This is a genomic window from Roseovarius sp. D0-M9, assembly GCF_037083805.1.
Taxonomy (GTDB): domain Bacteria; phylum Pseudomonadota; class Alphaproteobacteria; order Rhodobacterales; family Rhodobacteraceae; genus Roseovarius.
In genome coordinates, this window is sequence record NZ_JBAPKZ010000010.1 from 12,593 (window position 1) to 27,777 (window position 15,185).

Below are 15,185 nucleotides of genomic sequence, written 5' to 3' on the forward strand. Positions count from 1 at the left end.
ATGGGTTCAGGTCAGTGCGCCATGGGCGGCCAGAGCGCGCTGGAAGACGTCGGCATCCACATTCCCGCCCGAGATTGTGACGATCACGTCATCCCCTTCGATCTGATCGGCGCGAAAAAGGGCCGCCGCCAGCGCGACTGCGCCGCCAGGCTCGGCCACCAGCTTGAGCCGCCCCCACGCGAGGGCCATGGCGTGCAGCGCCTCGTCATCGCTGACGGCAAGGCCGGGACCGCAGAGGCGCTGCATGATGGGAAAGGTGATGTCGCCCGGCTGGGGCGTGATGATGGCGTCGCACAGCCCGCCCGAGGTGCGCGCATTGCGCTGCACCGTGCCGCTGGCCAGCGAGCGGGCGGTATCGTCGAACTCTTCGGGCTCGCAGGGGCGCGCGCGCAGCCCCGGCGCTTCGGCCTCAAGTGCCAACGCGATCCCCGAGGTCAGCCCGCCGCCGCCGCAGCAGACCAGCACATCGGCGCGCTTGATGCCCAATTGTGCCGCGTCCTCGGCGATCTCGAGGCCGGTGGTGCCCTGGCCTGCGATCACCTCGGGCTCGTCATAGGGGCGGATCAGGGTCAGATTGCGCTCAGCTTGAAGACGCTCGCCCAGATCCTCGCGGCTCTGGCCCCCGGCGCGGTCATAAAGGACCACTTCAGCCCCCAACGCGCGGGTGTTGGCGATCTTGAGCGCGGGCGCATCGCTGGGCATGATGATGACCGAGGGCACGTCATGCTGCGCGGCGGCCAAGGCCACGCCCTGCGCGTGATTGCCCGACGAAAACGCCAGCACACCGCGCGCACGCACGCTGTCCGGAAGCGCCGAGACCGCCGCATAGCCGCCGCGAAACTTGAAGCTGCCGGTATGTTGCAGGCACTCGGGCTTGACCCAGACGCGCCGTCCGGCGATCCGGTCGAGAAAGGGCGAGGACAAGAGCGGCGTGCGCCGCGCGTGCCCCTTCAGCCGCGCGGCTGCGGCGCGGATCCTGTCGATATCGCTCATGCGTAATCCTTGAGATGGCTCAATATGCCTTGCAGCGCCTCGCGCTCGTCAAGAAAGGGAACGTGGCCGCGATCGGGCACTGTGACGCCGCGCATGGCGCGCGCGCGCGCCTGCATGCGCGACAGGATGTCTGTGTTCAAAAGGTCTGAATTGGCGCCATGCAGCACGGTGACCGGCAGCGCGGCCAGCGCATCCCACAAGACCCAGAGATCCGGCGCCGGGCCAGCGCCCGCCTGATGGGTCAGCGCGTCGCGCAGGCGTGCATCATAGCGCAGGTCAAGCCCGTCCTCGGCCTCTTTCCAGATCAGCTCGGCATGGAGGCGCCAGCGGTCGCGCGTGACGCCGGGAAAGCGTGGCTCCATCGCCGCCTTGAGGCCATCGGCTGCCGCGTCGAAATCGTCATAGGCCGGGCGATGGCCGACGTATTCAAAAATGCGGTTCAGCCCGCCGGGCGCGATCTCGGGGCCGATGTCGTTGAGGATGGCCCCCCTCAGGCGCTGCGGGTGCGTCGCCGCCAGCAGCATCGCGATCAGCCCGCCGCGCGATGTGCCAAGGATCGTCGCACGCTCGATTCCCAGATGGTCGAGCAGCGCAATGGCATCGGCGGCCTCCTGCGCGACCGAATAGGTGCTGATGTCCTCGGCCCAGTCCGACTGGCCGCGTCCGCGATAATCCATTCGGATCACGCGATGCTCGGGCAGGAAGGGCAGCACAAAGCGAAAATCGCCGGAATTGCGCGTGAGCCCGGCAAGGCAAAGGACCACTGGCACATCGTTGTCGCTATCGGCCGCAATTTCCGTCCAGCTTTCGGAGCTGTCGGTGTAATAGAGGCTCAGCCCGTCCGTGGTGTCGAAATGCGGCATTCAGGCCCCCGCCAGCGCTGGGATGCCAGTGAGATCGCTCAGCACATGGGCTGGCTTGCCCGGCAACCGCTCGACCGGCTCGCCCGCGCGGTTGGCCCATGCCACCTGAAACCCGTAGGCCGCTGCTGCCGCTGCGTCCCATCCGTTGGACGACACGAAGAGCACCTCGTCCGGGGCGCAGGCAAAGCGCCGGCCGACCATGTCATAGACGGCGCGCGCGGGCTTGAAGATGCCGACCATCTCGACCGACAGGATGTCATCCAGATCGCTGCGGATCCCCGCCGAAATGGTCGCAGCTTCCAGCATATCGGGGGTGCCATTGGACAGGATTGCGGTGTTCAGCCCTGCGTCCTTCAGCTGGCGCAGCATCGGGGCCACTTCGGGAAAGGCGTCAAGCTCGCGGTAGAGGCCCATCAGGCGGTCGCGCAGCGCCGCGTCCTCAATCCCTTCGGCCTCCAGCGCCCAGTCGAGCGCATCGCCCGTCAGCGTCCAGAAATCGGCGTGATCGTCCATCACCGTGCGCAGCCATGTGTAGTTGAGCTGCTTCTGCCGCCAGTTCTGCGCGATGGCGGGCCAGCATTCGGCAAGCCTGTCGTTCCCCGGCTCGGCAGCAGCGGTCCGCGCGGCGGATGCCACGTCCAGCAATGTGCCATAGGCGTCGAAGATGCAGGTGGTGATCGGCATTGGCGCTCCGCTTGGCTGCTGGGTGTTGGCTTTTGGGTGGCTGCTGAGGCGTCAGACTGGCACGGATGGGCTGGGCGGAAAAGGGCGATGTTGCCCCCCGGCGCGCATTATGTGCCAAGGGTGGCCCACGAGGGTGCCTGAGTGCTGCGCCAAGCGAAAACCTTTTGGCGATTCCAATACCTTGGAACGCTGGCCCTGATCGCGGGTTTGCAATCCGCGCGCGGCATCGCTAAGTCAAATGGCAATTCGCACAAGCACCCGCGCGCCGCGCGGCCTTGAAATTCACCCACACCCAACTGACCAGAACTGGAGTCTATCCATGACCGAAGTGAAATCGGGCGATACCGTTCATATTCATTACACCGGCACACTGACCGACGGCACTGTCTTCGACAGCAGCGAGGGCCGCGATCCGCTGTCTTTCGAAGTCGGCTCGGGCCAGATCATCCCCGGCCTCGACACCGCCATGCCCGGCATGGCCGTCGGCGAAAAGAAAACCGTCGAAGTGCCTGCCGAACAAGCCTATGGCGAGGTTGACCCCAACGCGCGCCAGCAAGTGCCGCGCGAAGGTATCCCGGCGGACATCCCGCTGGATCCGGGCACGCAGCTTCAGGTGCAGACCGAGAATGGCCAGGTCCTGCCCGTGACAGTGCTGGAAGTGACCGAAGAGTCCGTCACGCTTGACGCCAACCACGCGTTGGCCGGCAAGGACCTGAAGTTCGACATCGAATTGGTCGCAATCGCCTAAGGCGCGCACCACGGTAGAAATTGAGAAGGCCCCGGATGAAAGTCTGGGGCTTTTTTTTTACTTGCGCAAATGCCGCGCGCTTCGGGTCAGATCTTTGACTGTTCGGCTGGCTCTGGCATGGCGGCGCGGTATTCTGCGCCCTGATCCACCAGAAATTGCGCGTTCTCCTCGCGCAGCCGTGCTGCCGCGTCGTCGTATAGGAAGGGGAGAAAAGCGTATCGTTTGCCCCTTGTAACCTTGCTGACCCGGTGGAGAAGCGAACATGAGAATACGACCGCGCCGCCCGGCGGGGCCTTGAAACTGCGCGGGCCATACTCCGGAAAGCTGACCTCGCCCCCGTCGAAATCGTCGTTGAGATTGACCGAGACCGCAAAGCGGCGATGGGCCGTGCCCTTGGTCGTGTTGTCACGATGTGCCGAAAAATGCCCGCCATCTTCGGCGCTGTAGCAAGACACGATGTAGCGCTCCATCCGGGTCGCCTTGAACTGATGAACCTTCTCGATTTCGGGCACCACACGGCGCAGGAAGCGCGCCTGAAGGGAAGAGATCAACGCGCGATCCTCGATCATGTAGTCCTTCCGCCGCTTGAAGCCCGGATCCGTCACCCCCACTGTCTTGCCAGAGATTTCGCGCATGAAACCGCTCTCTTCGCCGCCTTGCGCCTCATAGAGACCGATCAGGTGGCGGCAAACTGCGGGTTCGAACACACGGGGCAGGAACAATATCGGCGCCATGATCTCGACGCCGGCATGACGCTCGGGTGGCGGCAGAGCATCCAGCAGGGTCATGACTTCTTCGAGATCGCTCCGGTCTGCTTGAAACGGGATGGACGCCAGCACGCGCATCGTCGGATCAACGACAATCCACTTGCGCGCGACGGCAATCGGCCCGGCTTCGGGTGTCCTGCTTCTTGTGGCGATGCCATAAAGGCGCGACACAGCGAGGTCGAAATCCCAAAATTGGCGATAGCCCGGTATGCGGTTCGTCACGCGGCCAGTGGCTTCGTCTTCGCGATCAATGCTGACCCCAAAGAAGCAGGCCCGGTCATCGTCAAAGATGTCGGGGCGCTGATAGACCGCCCTCAGCGCAGCCTGCGCATGGGCATCAGCAGCGCTGCCGAAGAAACACAGGACCAGATATCGTCCTGCCGCACTGCCAAAGGTGTAACGCGGATTTGATGCGCTGCGCTGCACGAACAGCGGTGCAGGATCGCCGGGCGTCAACAGGGGTAAGTCATCTAGCTGCAAGGACGCTTTCATGGACCGGGATACCTCGTTCGTTTCGTAAAACGATACAGAGGCCAAGACAGGCTGCATAGTCAGATTGAGAGGCACTTGGATGCATAATTGCTGCCTTGCACGCAAGGCCGCCGTAGCCGCAGTGACTGGATGGTCAGCTTTTGGTGAATTCCGCGCTCGGGCTGTGTCCTATGTCACATCCAGCAGCACCGCACCCGCGCGGCCAGGCGTCATCACGGCTTCATGCGCTTTGGCGCATTCCGCGAGCGGATAGACCGTGTCGATGGCGGGCACCAATGCGCCCGCTGTCAGCGCGCGATGCAGATGTGCGATGATCGTGTCACGCTCGGGCTGCTCGAGCAGGTAGATCAGCGTGATGTCCACCTTGAGCGCCTTGAAGAGGAAGGGGCCGAAGGGCAGGGTCGGCGTCATGTCCTTGCCCGAGCCATAGGCGGCGATGGTGGCCATCGGCTTCATCACCTCGGCAAGCAGTGGCGCGTTCATGCCGAACTCCACTTCGACCGCGCGGTCGATGCCGCTGGGGGCGGCGTCAGTAATCTTCGCGGCAAGATCCGTGTCGCTGTAGTCCAGAATCACATCGGCGCCGGCCGCACGAACGTGCTCCATGCCAGCGGCGCTACAGGTGGCGATGACACGCGCGCCGCCCCATTTGGCAAGCTGCACCGCGTTGTGGCCGACCGCGCCCGCGCCGCCGCTGACCAGCAGGGTCTGCCCGCTGATGTCGCCCCCGCCAAAGACGGTTTGCGCCGCCGTCAGGCCGGGAATTCCCAGCACCGCGCCGATCCTCATGTCGATCCCATCCGGCATCGCCACTGCCTGTGCGGCGGGCAGGCAGATATGTTCAGCCGCGGTGCCATAGGGGCGTTGCCACGCGCCGTTCCAGATCCAGACCGGCTGGCCGATGCGCGCCTCCTCGATGCCGTCGCCGACGGCGTCGATAACGCCCGCGCCGTCGCTGTGGGGGATCACGCGCTCGAAGGGGGGCTTGGTCACGCCGGGGCGGGTGCCCCCGCGCGCCTTGGCGTCCGAAGGGTTCACGCCGGAATACTGCAGGCGCACGCGCACCTCGCCGGGTGCGGGATCGGGTGTGTCCAGCTCGCCCAACTCGATGACCTCGGCGGCGGGGCCGAAACGGCTATACCATGCAGCGCGCATCAGTTGCGGCGACGCAGTCGGATGACAACATCGACCGACGCGATCTCGGCGCCCTCGGGGGCGCCCGGCAGGCGCGTGATTTCAAGCTGATCGGCGGGCGCGTCGCTGAGACGATTCTCATCCTCCCAGTAGAAATGGGGGTGGTCGTGCGTGTTGGTGTCGAAATAGGATTTGGTGCCGTCAACCAGCACCTCCTGCATCAGGCCCGCGTCGCAAAAGGCGCGCAGCGTGTTGTAGACTGTGGCCAAAGACACGCTCTCGCCGCGCTTTTGCACATCTGCAAAAAGGCTCTCGGCGGTCACGTGGCGGTGCTGTCCGTCGCCTATCAGAAGGCTTGCCAGAATCGCGCGTTGACGCGTCGGACGCAGCCCTGCGCCCGCAAGCCATTCGGCGCCGCGCGCACTGGACGCGCTGCGGTCTTGCGACTTGGCCTCCGCGCTGGCGGGGCGTTGGGATGCTGGGCGTGTCATATGCTACCTGCGACTTGCTCTCATTGATGTGTTATACGATTGTTTAAACCCGGATTTCAAACAAAAACCGGGTGCAGCGCCCCGTGGGGCGGGCGCCCACGCCAGCAGGCTTGCACCTGCGCGGGCACGGGTGCTAGAGGATATGGCGCAAATATCGGCCGGGACCAGACCCGCGCTGCACAAAACTGTTTGAGGGAACCGACCACATGGCCGACTATCCGACGCAATTCGCAAAGGAAGACCTGCTGAAATGCGCCCGTGGTGAGCTCTTCGGCCCCGGCAATGCCCAACTGCCCGAGCCGCCGATGCTGATGATGGACCGCATCACCGATGTCAGCGCCGATGGCGGCGCACATGGCAAAGGGCATATCACCGCCGAGTTCGATATCACGCCGGACCTGTGGTTCTTTGGCTGCCATTTTCCGGGCAATCCGATCATGCCCGGCTGTCTTGGCCTTGACGGGTTGTGGCAGCTGACTGGCTTCAACCTTGGCTGGCGTGGCTGGCAGGGGCGCGGCTATGCGCTGGGTGTGGGCGAGGTCAAGCTGACCGGCATGGTGCGCCCGGATCGCAAGATGCTGACCTACAAGATCGACTTTACCAAGGCCGTTCAAACTCGCCGCCTGACGATGGGCGTGGCGGACGGCATCGTCGAGGCGGATGGCGATGTGATATATCAGGTCAAGGACATGAAGGTCGCGCTCAGCGAGAGCTGAGCGCGCGAGCCCGGCCCACATCGCTGCTGCGCGCTGCCCGCGAACGGGTTGCGCCGGGTGGCGCTGCCGGCCTAAACATAGTGAGAAACAGGTAGGGAGTGCGCCATGCGCCGCGTCGTCGTTACAGGGCTGGGGGTCGTCTCGTCCATTGGCAACACTGCGGATGAGGCGCTGGCATCGCTCAAGGCGGGGAAGTCCGGCATCACCGCGAACGAGGAGATGGCCGAGCACGGCTTTCGCAGCCGCATTGCCGGGGCGATCGACCTGAAGGTTGCCGACCATGTGGACAAGCGCACGCTGCGTTTCATGGGGCCGGGGGCGGCCTATGCGCATATCGCGATGGAGCAGGCAATCAAGGATGCCGGGCTGGAGGAAAAGGACGTCATCAACCCGATGACCGGCCTCATCGCCGGGTCGGGTGGCCCGTCCACCTCTGCCATGCTGAGCGCGCATCAGACGGTGCTGAAATCGGGCGCGACCAAGCGGATCGGCCCTTTTGCGGTGCCCAAATGCATGTCGTCCACCGTCAGCGCGAACCTTGCGACGGCGCATCAGATCAAGGGCGTCAACTTTTCGATCACCTCGGCCTGTTCCACCTCGCTGCACTGCATCGGCATGGCGGCGCAGCAGATCGCCCTTGGCCAGCAGGACATCATGTTTGGCGGCGGCGGCGAAGAACTGGACTGGACGCTCAGCTGTCTTTTCGACGCGATGGGCGCGATGTCCTCAAAATATAATGACACGCCCGAGACGGCCTCGCGCGCATTTGACGCAGGCCGCGACGGCTTTGTCATCTCGGGCGGCGGCGCGATGCTGGTGCTGGAAAGCCTCGAGCATGCGCAGGCGCGTGGTGCCAAGATCTATGCGGAGATCACCGGGTTTGCGGCCACATCCGACGGCGCCGACATGGTTGCGCCCTCGGGCGAGGGCGGGGAGCGGGCGATGCGCGGCGCGCTGCGCACGCTGGGCGAGGACCGCAAGGTCAGCTACATCAACGCGCATGGCACCTCGACGCCCGTCGGTGATGTGGGCGAAGTCGAGGCGGTGCGCCGCGTCTTCGGTCAAGGGTCCACGCCGCCCATCAGCTCGACCAAGTCGATGACCGGCCACAGCCAGGGCGCGACCGGCGCGCAGGAGGCGATCTATTGCCTCCTGGCACTTGAACATGACTTCATAATCCCTTCGATCAACGTCGAAAATCTGGATCCGGCGCTTGATCCGGCAGAGGTGGCGACGACCCGCGTGGACAATGCGGGGCTCGATACGGTGATGACCAATTCCTTTGGCTTCGGCGGCACCAACGGCTCGATGCTTCTCAGCAAATTTCACGGATAAGACCGCATGACACAAAACGTTCCCGAATTGCCGACCGCGCCCCTGCCGATGCAAGGAAAGCGCGGACTGATCATGGGCGTCGCCAATGACCGCTCGATCGCCTGGGGTATCGCCAAGGCGATGCACGCGGCGGGCGCCGAGCTGGCCTTCAGCCATCAGGGCGAAGCGTTCGGCAAGCGGCTGGAGCCGCTGGCGGCGAGCGTCGGATCGGATCTGATGGTGGACATGGACGTGACCGACGACGCGTCGATGGACGCGGGGTTCGACGCGCTGGCAGCTCAGTGGCCGACGATCGACTTCGTCGTCCATGCCATTGCTTTTTCAGATAAATCCGAGTTGACGGGCCGGATCCTGGACACCAGCCGAACCAATTTCAAGCATACGCTCGATATCTCCTGCTACAGCTTCATCGACGTGGCGCGGCGCGCGCATCCCTTGATGGTGGAGAATGGCGGCACGCTTCTGACCTTGACCTATCAGGGCAGCAATCGGGTGGTGCCCAGCTACAATGTGATGGGCGTTGCCAAGGCCGCACTGGAGAGCGCGACGCGCTACCTGGCCAACGACCTGGGCCCGGACGGCATTCGCGTCAACGCCATCTCGCCCGGTCCGATGAAGACGCTGGCGGGCGCAGCAATCGGCGGTGCGCGGCGCACCTACAAGCATACGGATATGAATGCGCCCCTGCGCGCCAATGCCACGCTCGAGGCGGTGGGCGGCACGGCGGTCTATCTGGCCTCTGATGCGGGCGCCTGCACCACGGGCGAGATCATCCGCGTCGACGGCGGCTTTCACGTACTGGGCATGCCGCAGGCCGACAACCTCTGATCGCGCGCTTCGGGTGTGAGGCGCATGCGCCCGGTACAGCCGGTCATTTGAGTATTTTTGCCAAGATGAAGCGATGCGCGCGCCTGCCCGGAACGCGCCTGCCCGGAACAGGTGCGCGCCGCGCGGCGTTGATCCGCAAAAGGAGATTGTTCCATGGCCCACGAGTTGATGTTACGCGAAATTCACAAGGCGACACATGACACGCATCACCTGATTTTCGTTCGCCCCGAGGGGTTCGATTTCGAGCCGGGGCAGGCCATCGAGATGAAGCTGCAAAAAGACGGCTGGCGCGACGAGGGCCGCCCCTTTACCCCGGTCAGCCTGCCGGGTGAAGAGACGCTGGAATTCGTCATCAAGAGCTATCCGTCCCATGACGGCGTGACCGAGCAGATTGCCCAGCTGGCGCCGGGGGATAAGGCGGTCATCGGGGGCCCTTTCGGCGACATGCGCGACCGGGGTCCGGGTGTCTTTATCGCGGGCGGTGCGGGCATCACCCCGATGATCGCGCTTTTGCGCAAGCGGCTGCGCGACGAGGGGGATCTGAACGGATCAAGCCTGGTGTTTTCCAACAAGACCGAGGCGGACATCATCTGGCGCGACAAGCTGTCGGCGATGCCGGGGCTGACCGTCGCCTATACGGTGACCGACGAGAAAGGCGAGACAGTGCCGAGGCGCGAGTTGAACCGCGACTACCTGCGCCAGTTCATCGAACCGGGAAGCCTGTGCTATCTTTGCGGGCCGCCGCCGATGATGGACGCGGTGCAGGGCGAACTGGATGCGCTGGGGATTGATCCAAGCGATCTGGTGGCTGACGACTGGAGCTGATGTGGCACGGCTGGATCCAGAGTTGGTGGCCTAGAACCACTGGCCCGGCTCCATCAGCCCCAGATCCAGCAGTTGGCGCGAGTGCCATTCGAACTGTTCTGAATTGTGCCACTTGAATGTCGGAATGTCGAAGGTCGAACCCGGATTGAGCTTGAGCGCCTTGGCCGTGCGAAATGATGCAATCGCCGCCGTCAGGTTGTTATGCCATGGGCAGGCGTAGGTATTGTATTCCTCATCCGAAAAGGTGTGCCCCTCGCGCAGCGTCAGCCCCTTTGCCGTGCGAAAGAGCGAGATACGGTCGATGGTGCGGCGGGGCGCGGGAATATGCTCCTCATAGCGCCAGCGCAGCCCGCCGAAAAAGTCGAGCTGCCGCTCGCGGGGGTGGTCGTGATTGGCCGGATCGGTGCGGGCCAGCGCGTAATAGCCCGACTTGTCTAGCCACGTATCATCCAAGGATACCGCATGCGGGTGCGCCGCGAGATCGCCCGCATAGATATCGACCACATAGGTCAGCATGGCGCTGCGCCGCTCTTCGGTGTGGAAGGCGAGCATTTCGCCAATGCTGCGCGTCTCGCAAAACGGGTAAAAGAGATACTCGGCGTTGAAGCAGTAATACATCCACGTGCCTTCGGGCGCTGCGGCGATGATGGCGTTGATCGCGTGGATATGGTGCCCGTCGGCACTGCTGTCGTGATCGACGCGCACGACATCGCGCGCCACATCGGCGGGCAGGTGAAACGCGGCGGGGGCAAGCGCAACGATCGCCTTGAACCCCAGCCCGGCGTGATGGCGCAGGCAGGTATCAAGCTCGACCTCATCCTCTGCAAAGACGAGCGCGATGGGCCCTTTTGCCAGATGTGCGGCGCCTTTGCCGCAGAAACCCTTGACCGAAGTGTATTGCATGCTGCTCATTTCGTCTTTTGGCGCAGGTTCCGCGAATTTGCCGCGCATTGCAAGACACGGCCTCTGTGATATAGCCCGCACAACAGCTGCAAAATGATCCGGAGGCCCGTCATGGCCGAGCCAAAGAAGCTCTACATCAAGACCTATGGATGTCAGATGAACGTCTATGACAGCGAGCGCATGGCCGAGGCCATGGGCGGCGCGGGCTATACCGAGGTGGCAAGCGCGGAAGAGGCGGACATGATCCTGCTGAACACCTGCCACATCCGCGAAAAGGCCGCCGAGAAGGTCTATTCCGAGCTGGGCCGTTTCCGCGATCTGAAAGACGCCAAGCCGGATCTCAAGATCGGCGTCGCGGGCTGCGTCGCACAGGCCGAAGGGGCCGAGATCATGCGCCGCCAGCCGCTCGTCGATCTGGTCGTCGGGCCGCAGAGCTATCACCGCCTGCCCCAGATGGAGGCCAAGCTGCGGCAGGGGGAAAAGGCGCTCGACACGGATTTCCCCGAAGAGGACAAGTTTGAAAAGCTAAAGGCGCGGCCCAAGGCCAAGCGCGGGCCGGCGGCATTCCTGACCGTGCAGGAGGGGTGTGACAAGTTCTGCGCCTTTTGCGTCGTGCCCTACACGCGCGGCGCCGAGGCCAGCCGCCCCGCGCAGCGTATCATCGACGAGGCCAAGGGGCTGGTCGAGCGCGGCGTTCGCGAGATCACCTTGCTGGGGCAGAACGTCAACGCCTACCATGGCGCGGGGCCGACCGGGGGCGACTGGACGCTGGCACAGTTGATCTGGGCGCTCAATGATGTGGACGGGCTGGAGCGCATCCGCTTTACCACCTCGCACCCCAACGACATGGGCGAGGATCTGATCGAGGCCCATGGCACCTGCGCCAAGCTGATGCCCTACCTGCATCTTCCGGTGCAATCGGGCAGTGATCGCATCCTCAAGCGGATGAACCGCAGCCACACCAGCGACAGCTATGTGCGCCTGATCGAGCGTATCCGTGCCGCGCGGCCGGATCTGCTGCTGTCGGGCGACTTCATTGTCGGCTTTCCCGAAGAGACCGAGGCCGATTTTCAGGCCACCTTGGACCTGATCGAAGAGGTGCGCTATGGGCAGGCCTATTCGTTCAAATACTCCACGCGCCCCGGCACCCCCGCGGCCGAGCGTGCGCAGGTCGACAGCGCCGAAGCCAGCGAGCGCCTGCAGCGCCTGCAAGCTCTCTTGACGCGCCAGCAGCGCGAAATTCAGGAGAGCATGGTGGGACGCGAGGTCGATGTCCTGTTCGAGCGGGCAGGGCGCCAGGCTGGCCAGATGGTGGGCAAGTCGCAATACCTGCATGCGGTCCATGCCGAGGCGCCAGACGCCGCGCCGGGCGACATGGCGCGCGTGCGGATCACGGGGTCTGCGACCAACTCGCTGGCGGGCGAGGTGATCTGATCTGACCCGCCTCAGGCCCGAAACCGAAGGGTCCGGAAGGTGACGAATCAGTGCCAGCGCCTATGTGCGGAGCCTGTCCCGCATGTGGTGGTTTAGGGTTGCGAGGCCACGATATTTGCCCTGTCGGCGCGAATGGCTTGTGTATTTGCACTTCACAAGACAGGCAAAGCTGCTAAGGTTCCTGCATAATCAAGTGTTTGGACGGTGCAAATTTTCGGCATCAACCAAATGGGGGAACAGTAGAAGGATTTTGGGTGTGACGGGAAGACTTGCAATGTCGGTCCGCAGGGTAATGGGTGCATGCGCAGCCATCGCGCTGGGCGGGGCTGTCGCAATAACGGGCGCGTTGACCGGCAGTGCGGTCTTGGCTCAGCAAACTACAGTTGTCGGGGAAAGTTATATTCCAACCATCTGGATCGATCCCGATGGGTGCGAGCATTGGGTGATGGATGACGGCTGGGAAGGCTACATGTCCCCCCACACGAACCGCCAGGGGATCCCGGTCTGCCGCCGGGGCAACGTCTGCGGCACAGTGAATACCGATCAGCTTTTTGCGACCGATAGCGCGAAGATCAGCGCGAATGGCCGTAATTCACTCGCCAAGTTCTTTCGCGAGACCGGTGCGGTTTCCCATATCATTGTCGGCCATACCGATAGCCGTGCCTCGGACGAGTACAACATGAACCTGTCGCTGCGCCGCGCCAACTCGGTGGCCCGCGTCGCTCAGCAGGCTGGCGTGCGCATCGCCGATGTGCGCGGCTATGGCGAGCGTATGCCTAAGGCCTCCAACAACACGGCCGCCGGGATGCAGCAAAACCGCCGCGTCGAAATCATTTGCATCCGCTGAAGGGACTGACTCATGAAAAGTGCAAAAATCGCCCTTCTGCTGTGCGCCGCCGTATCACTCGCGGCCTGTGATGCGCCCAAGAAGGACAAGACCGTGGATCGGGGCATTGACCGCAAGCATCTGAGCCAATTGAAAGCCGGCCTTTGGATTGACCCCAATGGCTGCGATCACTGGATCATTGACGATGGGGCCGAAGGGTATCTTTCCGCCCGACTGGACCCATATGGCAAGCCGGTCTGCTCGGGCACCGCGCCGCCGAACACTGCGGTTGGCCCCTTCAAGAGTGGTTCGAACGTATCGGATCCGATCTGATACAGGTTTGCTTCCATATTGCCGCCACGGCGATGCGATATGACCGCGCGCTCCCATGGGGCGCGCGGTTTTTCATTGCGAGGGCGCGAAATCACGCCGCACCCGAGAGATGATACCTTGCACGCACCCGTCCAACTTGGCACGGTTATACCGACACATCATCGCAGCATCCAAAGCGGAGACCTGATTGGCCAGCATCAACGCGCCCGGAGCCCCCGAGACAGGCGATCTGCATCATCAGATCGTAGAATTCCCTGATAACTTCCTCTTGATCGACCTCTGCGGCGAGCATGATCGCCATCTGGCCGAGATCGAGCGCACGCTCGAGGTGCAGATCCTGCGCCGGGGCAATCAGCTGGCCGTGCATGGCGACGCCGCGCAGGTGGCCGAGGCGGTGCAGGTACTGCACGCGCTTTACCTGCGGCTCGAGACCGGCAAGGAAGTCGTGCAGGGTGATATCGACCGCGAGCTGCGCATGGGAAGCAGTCCGCAGACGAGCGTGGCCGAGGGCGGTGACCAGCTTGAGATGTTCAAGGGGGGCCGCGTCGAGATCAAGACCCGCAAGAAGCTGGTCGAGCCGCGCACCGAGGCCCAGAAGGCTTATGTCCGGTCGCTTTTTGACAAGGAGATGGCCTTTGGCATCGGGCCTGCCGGCACGGGCAAGACCTATCTTGCGGTCGCTGTGGGCGTGTCGATGTTCATCGAGGGCCATGTCGACAAGATCATCCTTGCGCGCCCTGCCGTTGAGGCGGGCGAAAAGCTGGGCTATCTGCCGGGTGACATGAAGGAGAAGGTCGATCCCTACATGCAGCCGCTCTATGATGCGCTGAACGATTTCCTGCCCTCCAAGCAGTTGGCCAAGCTGATCGAGGACAAAAAGATCGAGATCGCGCCGCTCGCCTTCATGCGGGGCCGCACGCTGGCGCGGGCCTTTGTCGTGCTGGACGAGGCGCAGAACGCCACGACCATGCAGATGAAAATGTTCCTGACCCGCCTTGGCGAGGGGTCGCGCATGGTCATCACAGGCGATCGCACCCAGATCGACCTGCCGCGCGGCGTTGCCTCGGGTCTGCATGACGCCGAACGCCTGCTCGGCGGCATTCCCAAGATCGGGTTCAACTACTTTACCGCCAAGGACGTCGTGCGTCACTCGCTGGTCGCGGCGATCATCGAAGCGTATGAAGCAGATGGCTGAGCCCGCCCGAGATTGGAAAACACGCGAGTTCCGGGTCGGAATGCGTCGGCATTCCGCAGGCGGTGCATCATGCTGATGGACGTCATGATCGAGGACCGCCGATGGCGCGCTCTGGATCTGGGGGCGCTGGCGGAAAGAGCGGGGCGCGCCGCACTCAAGCACCTGAACCTTGATCCCGAGGCGTTCGAAATCAGCCTCTTGGCCTGCAATGATGCGCGCATTGCCGCGCTCAACGAGGATTTTCGGGGCAAGCCGCAGCCAACCAACGTGCTGAGTTGGCCCAGCGAAGAGCGCACGCCTGCACGCCCCGGCGCGGTGCCTGCGCCGCCCGAACCCGGCGACGATTCCGAGCTGGGCGACATTGCCATTGCCTATGAAACATGCGCCTCTGAGGCCGAGTCTGGCGGAAAATCGCTGGCCGATCATGCAACGCATCTGATCGTGCATGCAGTGCTGCACCTTCTGGGCTATGACCACATCCGTGACGAAGATGCCACGTTGATGGAAGCTTGCGAGGTTGCCATACTTGGCAAACTGGGCATAGCTGACCCATATTGAGGGTGAGGGACGGCGCTTGGGCGCCAAGGTCACTTCGGAGGCCATTCTGGCCCCGCAAAC

General features: G+C 63.6%; 17 protein-coding genes. 10 read left to right on the forward strand and 7 right to left on the reverse strand.

The annotated features are described in order from the left end of the window. Positions 1-6: 6 nt before the first annotated feature. The 3 genes from V8352_RS08495 to V8352_RS08505 are packed head-to-tail and all read right to left on the reverse strand — an operon-like array spanning position 7 to position 2,540. Positions 7-993, reverse strand: a complete 987-nt coding sequence (locus V8352_RS08495; RefSeq protein WP_336423851.1) for a threonine ammonia-lyase — start codon at positions 991-993, stop codon at positions 7-9. Beyond that, a complete protein-coding gene (locus tag V8352_RS08500) occupies positions 990-1,856 on the reverse strand; it encodes an alpha/beta fold hydrolase (protein WP_336423852.1) in 867 nt (288 codons plus the stop codon). The genes V8352_RS08495 and V8352_RS08500 overlap by 4 nt, the downstream gene beginning before the upstream one ends. Next, positions 1,857-2,540 (reverse strand): haloacid dehalogenase type II, encoded by a 684-nt coding sequence (locus V8352_RS08505; protein WP_336423853.1) that lies wholly within the window; start codon positions 2,538-2,540, stop codon positions 1,857-1,859. Positions 2,541-2,859: 319 nt separating this feature from the next. Between V8352_RS08505 and V8352_RS08510 the strand changes: the two genes are divergently transcribed. After that, positions 2,860-3,288, forward strand: coding sequence for an FKBP-type peptidyl-prolyl cis-trans isomerase (locus V8352_RS08510; RefSeq protein WP_336423854.1), 429 nt, complete (start codon positions 2,860-2,862; stop codon positions 3,286-3,288). 86 nt (positions 3,289-3,374) lie between these two features. On the opposite strand, the gene V8352_RS08515 is transcribed toward V8352_RS08510, so the two are convergent. The 3 genes from V8352_RS08515 to irrA form a co-directional block, all read right to left on the reverse strand. Continuing rightward, entirely contained in the window at positions 3,375-4,547 is a 1,173-nt protein-coding gene (locus V8352_RS08515) for a 2OG-Fe(II) oxygenase (RefSeq protein WP_336423855.1), read from the reverse strand. A gap of 168 nt (positions 4,548-4,715) precedes the next feature. Further along, complete coding sequence (locus tag V8352_RS08520; protein WP_336423856.1) at positions 4,716-5,702, reverse strand: NADPH:quinone reductase; 987 nt, start codon at positions 5,700-5,702, stop codon at positions 4,716-4,718. Continuing rightward, the gene (gene irrA, locus V8352_RS08525) at positions 5,702-6,172 is read right to left on the reverse strand and encodes an iron response transcriptional regulator IrrA (RefSeq protein WP_336423857.1); all 471 of its coding nucleotides are present in this window, start codon (positions 6,170-6,172) and stop codon (positions 5,702-5,704) included. Before irrA ends, V8352_RS08520 begins: the two co-directional genes overlap by 1 nt. A 206-nt stretch (positions 6,173-6,378) precedes the next feature. Here irrA and fabA point away from each other — a divergent pair, with 206 nt between their 5' ends. The 4 genes from fabA to V8352_RS08545 all read left to right on the forward strand — a co-directional run bounded on the left by fabA (position 6,379) and on the right by V8352_RS08545 (position 9,876). Next, entirely contained in the window at positions 6,379-6,888 is a 510-nt protein-coding gene (gene fabA / locus V8352_RS08530) for a bifunctional 3-hydroxydecanoyl-ACP dehydratase/trans-2-decenoyl-ACP isomerase (protein ID WP_336423858.1), read from the forward strand. Positions 6,889-6,993: 105 nt separating this feature from the next. Then, positions 6,994-8,223 carry a beta-ketoacyl synthase N-terminal-like domain-containing protein gene (locus tag V8352_RS08535; protein ID WP_336423859.1) on the forward strand — a complete coding sequence of 410 codons (1,230 nt, stop codon included), beginning with the start codon at positions 6,994-6,996 and terminating at the stop codon, positions 8,221-8,223. A 6-nt stretch (positions 8,224-8,229) separates the two neighbouring features. Continuing rightward, positions 8,230-9,051 (forward strand): enoyl-ACP reductase FabI, encoded by an 822-nt coding sequence (locus V8352_RS08540; protein ID WP_336423860.1) that lies wholly within the window; start codon positions 8,230-8,232, stop codon positions 9,049-9,051. A 153-nt stretch (positions 9,052-9,204) separates the two neighbouring features. Beyond that, the gene (locus V8352_RS08545) at positions 9,205-9,876 is read left to right on the forward strand and encodes an FAD-binding oxidoreductase (RefSeq protein ID WP_336423861.1); all 672 of its coding nucleotides are present in this window, start codon (positions 9,205-9,207) and stop codon (positions 9,874-9,876) included. A 30-nt stretch (positions 9,877-9,906) separates the two neighbouring features. Here V8352_RS08545 and V8352_RS08550 read toward each other — a convergent pair whose 3' ends face one another. Beyond that, on the reverse strand, positions 9,907-10,779 hold the full coding sequence (locus V8352_RS08550; protein ID WP_336423955.1) for a glycosyltransferase family 2 protein: 873 nt from the start codon (positions 10,777-10,779) through the stop codon (positions 9,907-9,909). Positions 10,780-10,890: 111 nt separating this feature from the next. On the opposite strand from V8352_RS08550, the gene miaB reads away from it, so the two are divergent. From miaB to ybeY, 5 genes are all read left to right on the forward strand, one after another. Continuing rightward, positions 10,891-12,213: a tRNA (N6-isopentenyl adenosine(37)-C2)-methylthiotransferase MiaB gene (gene miaB / locus V8352_RS08555; protein ID WP_336423862.1), complete on the forward strand. Its 1,323-nt coding sequence runs from the start codon at positions 10,891-10,893 to the stop codon at positions 12,211-12,213. 292 nt (positions 12,214-12,505) lie between these two features. Continuing rightward, entirely contained in the window at positions 12,506-13,060 is a 555-nt protein-coding gene (locus V8352_RS08560; protein WP_336423956.1) for an OmpA family protein, read from the forward strand. A 12-nt stretch (positions 13,061-13,072) separates the two neighbouring features. Then, positions 13,073-13,372 (forward strand): hypothetical protein, encoded by a 300-nt coding sequence (locus V8352_RS08565; RefSeq protein WP_336423863.1) that lies wholly within the window; start codon positions 13,073-13,075, stop codon positions 13,370-13,372. A gap of 187 nt (positions 13,373-13,559) precedes the next feature. Further along, a complete protein-coding gene (locus V8352_RS08570) occupies positions 13,560-14,567 on the forward strand; it encodes a PhoH family protein (protein ID WP_336423864.1) in 1,008 nt (335 codons plus the stop codon). Between the two features lie 69 nt (positions 14,568-14,636). Next, positions 14,637-15,125: an rRNA maturation RNase YbeY gene (ybeY, locus tag V8352_RS08575; protein WP_336423865.1), complete on the forward strand. Its 489-nt coding sequence runs from the start codon at positions 14,637-14,639 to the stop codon at positions 15,123-15,125. Positions 15,126-15,185: the final 60 nt, after the last annotated feature.